This window comes from Mycobacterium sp. OAE908 (assembly GCF_017872775.1).
GTDB lineage: Bacteria > Actinomycetota > Actinomycetes > Mycobacteriales > Mycobacteriaceae > Mycobacterium.
The window spans coordinates 431,016-442,950 of record NZ_JAGGJL010000002.1; the positions used below are offsets into that span (position 1 = coordinate 431,016).

General features: G+C 64.6%; 8 protein-coding genes and 1 pseudogene. 7 read left to right on the forward strand and 2 right to left on the reverse strand.

The window, feature by feature from the left end; all coding sequences use genetic code 11:
- Positions 1–148 precede the first annotated feature (148 nt).
- The 3 genes and pseudogenes from J3E61_RS27250 to J3E61_RS27260 form a co-directional block, all read left to right on the forward strand.
- Positions 149–1,135, forward strand: coding sequence for a substrate-binding domain-containing protein (locus J3E61_RS27250; RefSeq protein WP_210085994.1), 987 nt, complete (start codon positions 149–151; stop codon positions 1,133–1,135).
- Positions 1,135–2,193, forward strand: a complete 1,059-nt coding sequence (locus J3E61_RS27255) for an ABC transporter permease (RefSeq protein ID WP_192723438.1) — start codon at positions 1,135–1,137, stop codon at positions 2,191–2,193. The genes J3E61_RS27250 and J3E61_RS27255 overlap by 1 nt, the downstream gene beginning before the upstream one ends.
- A 3-nt stretch (positions 2,194–2,196) precedes the next feature.
- Positions 2,197–3,012: pseudogene (locus J3E61_RS27260) on the forward strand (sugar ABC transporter ATP-binding protein); the annotation flags it as partial.
- Positions 3,013–3,266: 254 nt separating this feature from the next.
- On the opposite strand, the gene J3E61_RS27265 reads toward J3E61_RS27260, so the two are convergent.
- A complete protein-coding gene (locus tag J3E61_RS27265; RefSeq protein WP_210085995.1) occupies positions 3,267–4,724 on the reverse strand; it encodes a YncE family protein in 1,458 nt (485 codons plus the stop codon).
- A gap of 195 nt (positions 4,725–4,919) precedes the next feature.
- Between J3E61_RS27265 and J3E61_RS27270 the strand changes: the two genes are divergently transcribed.
- From J3E61_RS27270 to J3E61_RS27285, 4 genes are read left to right on the forward strand one after another with little or no spacing between them, the layout of a single operon-like run.
- Positions 4,920–7,562, forward strand: coding sequence for a LuxR family transcriptional regulator (locus J3E61_RS27270; RefSeq protein WP_192723435.1), 2,643 nt, complete (start codon positions 4,920–4,922; stop codon positions 7,560–7,562).
- Between the two features lie 30 nt (positions 7,563–7,592).
- Positions 7,593–8,672, forward strand: a complete 1,080-nt coding sequence (locus J3E61_RS27275) for a hypothetical protein (protein WP_210085996.1) — start codon at positions 7,593–7,595, stop codon at positions 8,670–8,672.
- The gene (locus J3E61_RS27280) at positions 8,666–9,364 is read left to right on the forward strand and encodes a hypothetical protein (protein WP_192723433.1); all 699 of its coding nucleotides are present in this window, start codon (positions 8,666–8,668) and stop codon (positions 9,362–9,364) included. The genes J3E61_RS27275 and J3E61_RS27280 overlap by 7 nt, the downstream gene beginning before the upstream one ends.
- A complete protein-coding gene (locus tag J3E61_RS27285) occupies positions 9,361–10,962 on the forward strand; it encodes a GMC family oxidoreductase (protein WP_210085997.1) in 1,602 nt (533 codons plus the stop codon). Before J3E61_RS27280 ends, J3E61_RS27285 begins: the two co-directional genes overlap by 4 nt.
- Here the strand turns inward: J3E61_RS27285 and J3E61_RS27290 are convergent.
- On the reverse strand, positions 10,959–11,921 hold the full coding sequence (locus J3E61_RS27290) for a Gfo/Idh/MocA family oxidoreductase (protein WP_210085998.1): 963 nt from the start codon (positions 11,919–11,921) through the stop codon (positions 10,959–10,961). The two genes, J3E61_RS27285 and J3E61_RS27290, sit on opposite strands and share 4 nt — an antisense overlap.
- Between the last annotated feature and the right edge of the window lie 14 nt (positions 11,922–11,935).

Genomic DNA, 11,935 nt, shown 5'->3' on the forward strand with positions numbered 1-11,935 from the left:
TCATCTCCCTCGCTCTGACCAGCAGGGACGACCCTAGCATTTGATGTGCGGTCCTAATGTCAGGACAAAGTATTGACTTTCAGCTGTGAGCCGTATTACATCGAGCCAAGCGGGCGTACCGCGCCGCACTCAAGAGCAAGGAGAAACAATGAGGTTCAGCCGGCTCGCGGCGATCGCCGGAGCGAGCGTGCTCGTGGTGGGGATTGCATCCTGTTCGAACACTGGCGGAAAGCCGCAGGAAAACGGCGGGGGAATGGGCGGCGGCACCGCGGACACGCCGCGAGCCACCATCGCGATGATCACTCATGAGGTGCCTGGCGACTCGTTCTGGGACCTGATCCGCAAGGGTGCGGAAGCCGCTGCGAAGAAGGACAACATCGAGCTGCGCTACTCCAACGATCCCGAGGCGCCGAACCAGGCCAACCTGGTGCAGACCGCGGTGGACAGCGGCGTGAAGGGCATCGCGGTCACTCTGGCCAAACCCGACGCGATGCGCGCTGCCGTGCAGGCTGCCGAAGCGAAGGGCATTCCCGTTGTCGCGTTCAATGCCGGCCTCAAGGACTGGCAGGCGATGGGTGTCAAAGAGTACTTCGGCCAGGACGGCTATATCGCCGGTCAGAGCGCAGGCGACCGGCTCACCAAGGAAGGCGCCAAGAAGGCGATCTGCGTGATCCAGGAACAGGGTCACGTCGACCTGGAGGCGCGCTGCGCCGGCCTGAAGAACACCTTCGCGGCCACCGAGAACCTGAACGTCAACGGCAAGGACATGCCGTCCGTCGAGTCGACGATCACCGCCAAGCTGCAACAGGATCCGAGCATCGACTACATCGTCACGCTCGGCGCCCCGTTCGCGCTCACCGCCGTGCAGTCCGCGAAGAACGCCGGCAGTAAGGCCAAGATCGGCACGTTCGACACCAATGCCGCGCTCGTCGACGCGATCAAGAGCGGGGATGTGCAGTGGGCCGTCGACCAGCAGCCGTTCCTTCAGGGTTATCTTGCGGTCGACTCGTTGTGGCTGTACCTCAACAACGGCAACGTGATCGGCGGTGGTCAGCCGACACTGACCGGGCCGGCGTTCATCGAGAAATCCAACATCGATGCCATTTCCCAGTACGCGAAGAATGGAACGCGCTGATGAGTACCCAGGCCGAGGTCGACCTCAGCCAACGCAAAGTCGTACACGACGAACGCGTCAAGGAGCGAAACCGTGTACAGCGCTTGCTGATTCGTCCCGAGATGGGCGCTCTGATCGGCGCGATCGCGATCTTCGTCTTCTTCACGATCGTGGCGCCGCCGTTCCGAAGCCCGGAGGCGCTGGCCACCGTGCTGTACGCCAGCTCGACGATCGGGATCATGGCATGCGCGGTCGCGCTGCTGATGATCGGTGGTGAATTCGACCTGTCATCCGGTGTCGCAGTGACATTCAGTTCACTGGCCGCCTCGATGCTGGCCTACAACCTGCACCTCAACCTGTGGCTTGGCGCTGTGCTGGGGTTGATCCTCGCCCTCGGTGTCGGGTTCCTCAACGGCTACCTGGTGATGAAGACCAAGATCCCCAGCTTCTTGATCACGCTGAGTACGTTCCTGATGATCACTGGCATCAATCTCGCAGTCACCAAGCTGATTTCGGGCCAAGTCGCCACCCCGAGCGTGTCGGACATGGAAGGCTGGGATTCGGCGAAGGCGGTGTTCTCGTCGTCGTTCTCGATCGGCAGCGTCAGTGTCCGCATCACGGTGGTGTGGTGGCTGCTGTTCACCGCCGTCGCAACCTATGTGCTGTTCAAGACGAAGGTCGGCAACTGGATCTTCGCTGTCGGTGGCGACCAGGAAAGTGCGCGCGCGGTCGGTGTGCCGGTCACCGCAGTCAAGATCGGCCTGTTCATGTTCGTCGGCTTCTCGGCCTGGTTCGTCGGCATGCATCTGTTGTTCGCGTTCAACACCGTGCAGTCGGGCCAGGGCGTTGGCAACGAGTTCCTGTACATCATTGCCGCGGTCATCGGCGGCTGCCTGCTCACGGGCGGCTACGGCACCGCGATCGGCGCCGCGATCGGCGCGTTCATTTTCGGCATGGTGAACCAGGGCATCGTCTACGCGGGCTGGAACCCCGACTGGTTCAAGTTCTTCCTTGGCGGGATGCTGCTGTTCGCGGTGATCGCCAACAACGCCTTCCGTAACTACGCCGCGAAGAGGTGACCGATGACCGCGACAGTGGATCGTCCAGTGCATGACGCACCGTCGGGCGGCAAGGTGCCGCTGGTCGAGATGAAGAACATCAGCAAGTCATACGGCAATATCACGGCGCTGAAAGACATTTCGCTGCGTGTACACGCCGGTGAGGTGACCGGAATCCTCGGCGACAACGGCGCAGGCAAGTCGACGCTGATCAAGATCATCGCCGGTTACCACCCGCAGACCGAAGGTGAGCTGCTGGTCGACGGCGAACCGATGACCTTCAACTCGCCGAAGGACTCACTGGCCAAGGGCATCGCGACGGTCTACCAGAACCTCGCAGTCGTGCCGCTGATGCCGGTGTGGCGCAACTTCTTCCTCGGTCAGGAGATCCGGAAGAAAGGCTTCCCGTGGTCGCTCGATTCCAACGCGATGCGTGCGACGACGTTGAGCGAGCTTCACAAGATGGGCATCGATCTTCCCGACGTTGATGTGCCGATCGGTTCGCTGTCGGGCGGTCAGCGCCAATGCGTCGCCATCGCCCGTGCGGTGTTCTTCGGTGCGCGAGTGTTGATCCTGGACGAGCCGACGGCCGCGCTCGGCGTGAAGCAGTCCGGGGTGGTGCTGAAGTACATCACCGCCGCGAAGGAGGCAGGCTTCGGTGTGGTGTTCATTACGCACAATCCGCATCACGCGCATATGGTCGGCGACCACTTCGTGCTGCTCAACCGCGGTCGTCAGAAGCTGGATTGCACGTACGACGACATCACGCTCGAACACCTGACCCAGGAGATGGCCGGCGGCGACGAATTGGAGGCGCTGTCCCACGAACTGCGTGGTAAAGAGGACCGACCCTGCTCCTCAACGCGTCGTGACAAACGTTATAAAGCCGTTCACCTGCGCGGCAGCATGGCAGCGCGGCACCCGCTGCACAAAGACGGCACAATGGCAACGTGCACACAGAACCTGAAGCGAAAGCGCACACGCCGGCGTGGCGTGACCCGCTGTCTGCGGGGTTCCGGGCGCACCGTCACCTCTTGCTGCTGCGGCTGCGGTGGCATGAGCGCCGCGCGTCCGACGAAAGCGACCCGCGGCCGCTACAGCGGAATCACGGATAGGCCCGCATCGCCCCCGACGTAGACGGCGTTGCGTGCGGGATTGACGGTGACCACCCGCGGTTGGTCCGTCGGTCGTCCAAGTGTCACAGTGTTGACGACGGCCCTCGATGCGACGTCGATGATCGACGCGATCCCATACTCGTTGACGACAACCAACCGATCGCCCGCCGGGCTGATCACGATGAATTGCGGATTGGCGCCTTGGCGTTCGTCGGTCTCGGGTAAAGCGATGTCGTCGACGACCTCGTTGAGGTGGGTGTCGACCACTGAAATCCAGCCGACCTCGGTCGCCTCCTCCGACGACGAGCGCACACCCTGATTGGCCACATACAGACAACCACCGTCGGGACTCAACACCGCGGCGGCCGGGATGCTGCGTAGCCCCCGCTCCACCGAGGCGTCAATCTTTATCCGCGCCACCACATTCAGCGACGACGTGTCCACCACTTCGAGTCGGCCGTCGAGATCGTCGATGTCGAGATACAACTGGCCGTTGCCGCCCGCGAGGATGGGTTGACTGATGAAGGCGGGCGCGTCGTTGAGACCGAACGATCCGAGCTCGACGCCGGTGTCGGCGTCCAGGATCACCACTCCTGCTGTGACGTTGGTTTGTCCGAGCCGATCGTCGGCGCAGATGTAGATGCGCTCACCTGCGGCAAACATCGCAATCGAATCGCCACCGGCGACGGTGCCGACCAACACGCGAGTGTCGGGGTCCACGATGAGTACCGCCGGGTCGGTCATCTGTGCATACAGTCGTGACCCGTTGGGGCTGAGGGCAATTGAGGTTGGCGTACCGAAGCCGACGGGTAGCGTGCCCTCGAGCCGAAGCGAGTCGACCACTCGGTTGCGGGTAGCGCTGCCCTCGGCGATGTCCACGACGCGGATGGCAGCGGCGTTGCGGTCGGCGACGTACAACCTCGACGAATCTGGGCTGGTCGCAAGGCTTGTCGGGCTGACCTCCGAAAGAACGATCGTCTTGATCACCGTGTTGGTTGCGGTGTCGACGACGTCGACCGAGCATGCGTCGACCCCCGAGGTGTCCCGATGCGACGCAACGTAGGCGTAGCGCCCGCCCGGCGACAGCGCGATATCGCACACCGGGCCGATACCGGCCACCGTCTGCACCGCGGCGCTTCGTGCCCCGTCGACGTCGGGTGTGCGGACCGGCGCGACCGCCGTCGACGAGCAGCGTTCCCGACGCCGGAAAATCGAGCGCATCCGCCTGGTGCGCGTCAGACCCGGCATCGACCCGCCGCCCATCGAAGGTCGGCGCCCCAACGCCACGAGGATGGCCGAGATGACCCCGGTCCAGCCTGCCGAAGCTGGGATCTGTTCCGGCGCGGAGTTCAGCGCAGGGGGCGCGGGCATCGCGATCGCTATCCCGAGGGCGAGCGCCGCTGCACCCGCACGAGCGAGGAATCCTGCTGCGCCCAACCGTCCATCTCCTGTCCTCCCCCGGAAGTTCGCGGAGTTTGCTCCGCACCTGCAGGCTAGGGATCCCCGGACCCGCAAAACACGCGTAGTCCACTACCTGTTTTGAGCTACTGCAGATCACGGCGGGCAGCCGTGCTCCGCGACAGTTTGCTCGTATACAGGGAGAAAACCGATCGCCCGTCATAGGATTCGCCAATGGCCATGGAATGGCGCACGATTCCGCGCGGGCAGTCGCTGGGCCTTTTGGAGTCGACCCTGAAAAGCAAGAACCGCCTCGGTGCGGTGCTTGCGGGTTCGGCCGGAGTTGGCAAAACGGTGCTTGCCCGGCACGCCGTCGAGCGATTTGCTCAACGACACGGCGGTGTATCCGTCCAGTGGCTCGCAGGCACCGCATCGGCCAGCCAGATCCCGTTCGGCGCGTTCAGCCATCTGGTGGACGTCGCCGGTGTCGGCGATTCTCCGACGCTGCTGCGGTCGGCCCGCGCTTCGCTGCTGCAGCATGGCGGCCAGGGTCTGCTCCTTGCCATCGACGACGCCCATCACCTGGACAATCTGTCCGCGACACTGGTGCATCAGCTGGCGCTGACCGGGTCGGCGCGGTTCGTGATCACCGTCAGGACCGGTGAGTCCGCGCCCGATGCCATCACGTCGCTGTGGAAAGACCGGCTGCTCGACCGGATGGACATCGAGCCGTTCGACTGCCCACAGACAAAAAGTTTGCTGGAAGCTGTCCTCGGCGGACCGATGGAGACGTCCAGCGCGGACGAGGTGTTTTCCGCCAGCCAGGGAAATCCGCTCTATTTGCGTCATCTGACAGAAAGCGCGATTGACTCGGGAGCATTGCGCGAAGTCGACGGCGTTTGGCAATTGCGCGGCCATATCGGGCTGTCGGCCGAACTGTCGGCATTGATTGGCCGTCGTCTCGAGGCGCTGCCCTCCTCGGTGACGTCGGTACTGGAGTATCTGGCGGTCGAGGAGCCGCTGAGCCTGCGGGATTTGACCGAACTCGCGGGCCGCGACGCCCTGGAGGAGGCCGAGGACCTGCGCGTCATCGAGGTCGTCAAGCGTGGCGACGACCTGGTCGTGCACTCGGCGCATCCGCTCTATGCCGAGCAGGTGCGGGCATCGCTTGGTCAGATCGCCACCCGTCGGCTGCGTACCCAACTGGTCGCGCAGTTGTCGTCGACGCCGATCGAGCACGTCAGCGCCAGATTGCGGTTGGCTGCGTTGGCGATCGAAAGCGATACGCCGCCCCCCGTCGACGATGTGGTCACCTCGTCGTGGGAAGCCATGCGGCTGGGCGACCTGTTGCTCGGGGAGCGCCTGGCGCAAAGCGCCCTCGACCGGTCGGGCGGCCTCTCCGCGAGGCTGCCGCTCGCACACGCCCTGTCCTGGCTTGGCAGGGGTCCCGATGCCGACGACGTGCTGAACCCCGTCGAGCCCGACAGCCTTTCGGAGTGGGACCTCACCGCGTGGACGCTGCCGAAGGCGGCCAACCAGTTCTGGATGCTCGACCAGCCCGAGGCGGCTGTCGATTTCCTGTACGCGATGCGTGACCGCATATCGGAGCCCGCGGCCGTGGCCACCCTCGACGCGTTGGTCGCGACGTTCGCGATGAACTCCGGCGATCCGCGGCGAGCGGTCGAGATCGCAGGCGAGGTGCTCGATTCCTCAGCCAGCCAGGACCTCGCGGTCGCATGGGCGGCGGCCACCGCGGCGTTGTCGAGCGCGCGCATGGGCAGGTTCGACGACGTCGGCCCGTTGGCCGAACGGGGCCTGGCAACACCGCATCCCGGCCTGCTGCGGTTCACGATTGGGCTCGGCGAGATCACCACGCTGCTGATGACCAAGAGCGTGGTGCATGCACAGCGACTGGCGCGCCACTTCATGGAGTTCTCCGAACTGCAGCAGCCGGGTCGTGCGATCGGCGAAGTCCTCCTCGCGCGGACCTTGATCGCGTCGGGGGAGTTCGACCTCGCGACGTCGCTGCTGCGTCAATCCGCTGCCGCGCTGTCGGAGACCGGCTACTCGTGGGGCCCGCTCGCGCTGATGTATTTGGCGCAGGCGCTCGGTCAGCAGGGCGACGCGGCGGGATCGGCAGAGATCTTGGCGCGCGCAGAATCTCGGCACAGTCTGCGGTCGGAACTGTATGCGCCCGAGTTGGCGCTTGGACGGGCGTGGACGCTGGCCGCCGGCCGCAACATGACCGGTGCGATCAGCGCGGCGCGCGATGCGGCCCGGATCGCGGAGCGGTCAGGACAGCTGGCGGTCGCCCTGCAGGCATTGCACGAGGCCGTTCGGCTCGGCGACACCACGGCCGCCGATGCCATCGCGCGGGTGGCCGCAGGCCTCGACTGCGTCGCAGGCAGGGCCGCGTTGGCCCACGGGCGGGCGCTGGCCGCCGGTGACGCCGACGGATTGACAACTGTCGCAAGCGAACTCGCCGAGCTCGGAATGAAGTGCGCAGCGGCCGACGCCGCAGCGCAGGCGGCCAAGGTGTTCGCTGCCCGCCACGAGCGCAAGGGTGAGGTGGAGGCCATGGCCCGCGCCGCCGAACTCGCAGGCGGTGCATCGACGCCCGCGCTCGATCAGGTGCTGAATCCGTTGCCGCTGACCGGGCGAGAACTCGAGATCGCGATCATGGTGTCGGAGGGCATGACCAACAAGGCCATCGCCGAGCGGTTGTCCGTTTCGGTGCGCACGGTCGAGGGACATATCTATCGCGCCTGCATGAAACTCAACGTCGCCGACCGCACCCTGCTGGCCGAAGTCGTCGCGGCGGCAAAAACGAGTACCGGACTACGCAAGACACCGCCGCGTTCGCCGAGCACGCTGTAGCTCGGCAACCGGGTTCGTGCAGGGGGGCAGATGGTCAGTGCAAATGGGCAGGTCAACTCGACGACCCTGGAGCCCGACTCGCTCGAGCCGATCCCGCACGACCGCTTCGAGACCATCGAGTTCCGCGCGCGGGACGGTCTCATGCTCAACTTCAAGCACCTGCCCGGCGACGGGGAACCGCTGCTGATGGTCGCCGGCACGGGCACGCGTGCCAACCTCTGGAATCCGCCGACGGACAATCTGCTGAAGCAGTTGACCAAGAATGGGTTTGACCTATGGATGCTCAACTGGCGCTCCAGCATCGACCTGCCCGCCGTCAGGTACACACTCGACGACGCGGCCGTGCTCGACATGCCGAGCGCGGTCGCGGAGGTGCTGAAGCACACCGGCAGGAGCAGCGTCAAAGCTCTCATTCACTGCCAGGGTTCCTGCGCGTTCATGATGGCGATCACTGCCGGACTGCTCCCGGACGTGTCCATGGTGATTTCGAATTCGTCGGCCCTGCACCCCGTCATGCCGTGGCAGGCCCGACTCAAACTGCCACTGGCCGTTGCCTTTTTGAACGCTGAGAAGGTCACAGGCATCAACCCGCAATGGGGATTGCACGCGCCGCGGCTGTTGCCCAAGATCCTCGACTGGTACGTCAAGGCCACCCATGACGAATGCGACAACGGGGTGTGCAATCACACCAGCTTCATGTATGGCTACGGCCACCCGACCCTGTGGCGCCACGAGAACCTCAACGACGAGACCCACGAATGGATCAAGGGCGAATTCGGTCAGGTGCCGATGACGTACTACGGACATATCGCCGACGCCTCGGCCGCGGGCGAGATGGTATCGACAGGGAAATACTCCGAGCTGCCACCGCTGTTCACCGCCGAAGCGCCGAAGACCGACGCGCGCTTCGTCTTCATGACAGGCGACAGGAACCAGACCTTCTTGCCCGCCGGCATGGCGCGCACGTTCGAGTACTACGAGCGCCATCAGCCGGGCAAACACACATTCCAGAAGCTCGCCGGCTACGGGCATCTCGACGTGTTCCTGGGCCAGTACTCCAACCGGGACGTGTTCCCGTTCATCCTCGATGAATTGCGCAAGCCATGGTGATGCACGCGGATCAGCCGATCGAAACCGACCCGGATGGCGGCTACGACGCGCCGAGTTCCGCCGACGTCCGCAAGACGGTGCTGTTCGGCCGGCCGGGATTGCGCTTCGGTGAAGTGATGAGCGGCATGATCACCATGGGCTGCACGGAGCCCAGCAAGGGCTACCAGGACGACGCGGCGATCGCAATGCGACTCGAGGTCACTGTCGACGTGCCGAATCTCCCTGCGTTCCTTAGGGATCCGAGTCATCGCGGCCGCTGGTCGGCGGCGGGCTCGATCCCGGTGCTCGGCGGCGACATCGAGGGTACGGGAGTCGGTGACTTCCGGCTCTTCCAGCGTGCCATCAGGAACGAAAAGGGTGTTCGCGAGATGGTCTACGACTCGATCATCTCCGTGGGCGACCAAACGTTTTGCATGCGCGGCCGCAAGTACATGGAGCCGTCGCCGCCCTGGCGCCTGTGGCCCGCCACCACGACGCTTCATGTCCAGTTGTTCCCGCTCGCAGGCGAACGCGGCCAAGCGGTGGGCGCAGGCATTCTGCGGCTGACCCTGCGGGACTTCGTGCGTCAACTCCTGTCGATGAGGATCACCGGCAAGGTCAGGTGGTACGACAAACTGCGTCATCTGTTCTCGTTCTACCGATTCTTCGTGTCGTCACTTGTCAACACGTACCTCAAAGGCCGTCGGTGGTGACCGACGAGCCTGCCGACGTCGTGATCGTCGGAAGTGGATTCGGGGGCGCGGTTGCCGCCTGCCACCTTGCCGACGAAGGCCGCTCAGTGGTGGTGCTCGAACGTGGTCGCGACTGGTCGGAACAGATGACGCCGCAACGACCGTGGGACTACTTGTATTCCAGCAGGATTCCGCAGTGGCTCAACGGCTGGTTGGACATCCGTTTCTTCCACCAGATGGTGGTGGCGACCGGCGCAGGCGTCGGCGGTGGCTCCCTGATTTACGCCAATGTCTGTGTGAACGCTCCGGACCGAGTGTTCCGCAGCGGGTGGCCGTCGGAGATCACCGCCGAAGAACTGGAGCCGTACTACGCCGCCGTCGGCAAAATGCTGAATCCGCAACCTGTTCCGGAGGGTCAATTCAACCCAAGGATGGACCTGCTGAGTAAAGCGGCCGGCAAGTTGGGGGCACAGGCCCGGTATCGGCCGCTACCGCTAGCGGTGACGTTCGACAACGCGGCACCCCCCACGAAGGGCCATCCGTGGGAGCCGGCGCGGGCATACGCAACCGGAACCTGCGTGCATTGCGGCAACTGTGTGATCGGCTGCGAAAACGACGCCAAGAACACGCTCGACAAGAACTATCTCAAGAACGCGAGGGGCAACGGCGCCAAGATCAAGACGCACTCGATGGTCACGCACATCGAGAAAGGGCCCAACGGAGCGTGGCGCGTGCACTATCTCGACATCCGGGGCGGTTGCCGCCGCAAGCGCGAGATCGTCGGAAAGATCGTCATTCTGGCGGCCGGATCGCTGGGTTCGACCGAGATCCTGTTGCGCTCGCGCGACGGATTCGGAACGCTGAAGAATCTTCCCCGTGCGCTGGGCAGGGGCTGGAGTCCCAATGGCGACTTCCTCACCTTGGCCCGCTACAAGGGACGCTCCGCGCTGCAACCCACGAAGGGCCCCACCATCGGCGGAGTGATCGACTTCCTCGATGGCGTCGATCTGCCAGGCGACGACATGGTCGGATTCGATGGCCGCATCTACGTCGAGGACGGCGGCCTGCCGAATCTCGGTGCGCATCTACTGAGACGCTGGGAGAAGAAGGGCGCACTGCGGCGCCGGCTGTACCAGAAGGCCAGTGACCTCACCGATTTCGACCACATGATCCCATGGTTCGGCCAGTCGATCGACGCCGCTGACGGTGAATTCTCGATGCGGAGCAGGTTCAAGTTCTGGCGCGCCAGAACACAGCTGAATTGGAATCCGCAAGGCTCGGCTAGCGCGCTGGACACGTTCAACGACATCCATGTCGCGATGACGCTCGCGACCGAGGGCACGCCGATCCCGTTGATCACCTGGAAACGCCTGCGAATGCTGGTGACACCACACCCGCTGGGCGGGTGCAACATGGCGGCCGCCGCGGGAGCAGGGGTGACCAATCACATGGGCGAGGTGTTTGATCACCGCAATCTGTTCGTGATGGACGGTTCGGTGATCCCGAGGGCCATCGGGCGAAACCCGTCCAAAACCATTGCCGCCGTGGCCGAACGCAGCTGCACGAAACTGCGCGAGCAGCTGCCCAACCGACTCAACGGCAAGACCACTATCGTCTAGCGCGGCGACATCCCGGCGGCGCGGTAGGCGGCGTCGATGTACGCCATGTTCTCTACCGCGTCCGCTGTATCCAGTGGCAGTGGTGCGCCGTTCTGCACGTGGGCGGCAAACGCTTCGAGCTGATACGTGTACGACGGCCGGGTGCCAAGCCGTTCGACGGTGGTGCCGTCCGGAGTGTTGATCGTCAGGCGGTCGTCGTCGTGTGGCTTGATGAAGTTGTGCACCAACACATCTCCGTGAGCACCGACGATGCGGAGGGTGAACGCGTAGTCGTCGGCGACCATCGAGTTCGCGCTCAGGCCGGTGGCGCCGCCCGGGAACGCCAGATCGACGTCGCACCAGGCATCGACGCCGGGGCTGCGTTGTTCGGCGTGGGCGCGGACGATTGACGGATGCCCAAGCCGCCGCATCACGTGAAGGCCGTAGCAGCCCAGGTCCATCAGCGCGCCACCGGCCAACTCCAGCGACCAGCGCGGGTCGTCGTCGCTTGGCGCCGGCATGGCCATCCGCGCTTCGACGTGCACCAGCTCACCGAGCGTGCCGTCACCCGCCAGTTCCAATGCGCGGCGGGTGGCGGGATGAAAGAGGTAATGAAACCCCTCCATCACAGTGATGCCTGCGGCGTCGGCGGCCGCGGCGACCCGCTGCGCTTCTGCCCGGTCACGGGCGAACGGCTTTTCGGTCAGCACCGGTTTACCCGCCGCGACGGCCGCCAGATTCCACGGCGCATGCAACGCATTGGCCAGCGGGTTGTAAACGGCGTCGACCTCAGGGTCGTTGACGACATCGGCGTAGGTCGCCAAAACCCGTTCCACACCGTGCTTTTCGGCGAACAGCTCGGCTCGTCGCGGGTCACGCGCCGCGACGGCCACCAGCCGGTGGCCCAACTCATGCGCGGGTCCGACGATCGCGAGCTCGGCGATCCGCGACGCCCCGAGCACCCCGATGCGCAGACTCATGCTCGACTCCCGCT

What these genes read in the sequence shown, in the direction of transcription:
- J3E61_RS27255 (WP_192723438.1), top strand. Translation starts at nt 1,135, where the DNA reads ATGAGTACCCAGGCCGAGGTCGACCTCAGCCAACGCAAAGTCGTACAC.
- J3E61_RS27270 (WP_192723435.1), top strand. Translation starts at nt 4,920, where the DNA reads ATGGCCATGGAATGGCGCACGATTCCGCGCGGGCAGTCGCTGGGCCTT.
- J3E61_RS27250 (WP_210085994.1), top strand. Translation starts at nt 149, where the DNA reads ATGAGGTTCAGCCGGCTCGCGGCGATCGCCGGAGCGAGCGTGCTCGTG.
- J3E61_RS27280 (WP_192723433.1), top strand. Translation starts at nt 8,666, where the DNA reads ATGGTGATGCACGCGGATCAGCCGATCGAAACCGACCCGGATGGCGGC.
- J3E61_RS27290 (WP_210085998.1), bottom strand. Translation starts at nt 11,921, where the DNA reads ATGAGTCTGCGCATCGGGGTGCTCGGGGCGTCGCGGATCGCCGAGCTC.
- J3E61_RS27275 (WP_210085996.1), top strand. Translation starts at nt 7,593, where the DNA reads ATGGTCAGTGCAAATGGGCAGGTCAACTCGACGACCCTGGAGCCCGAC.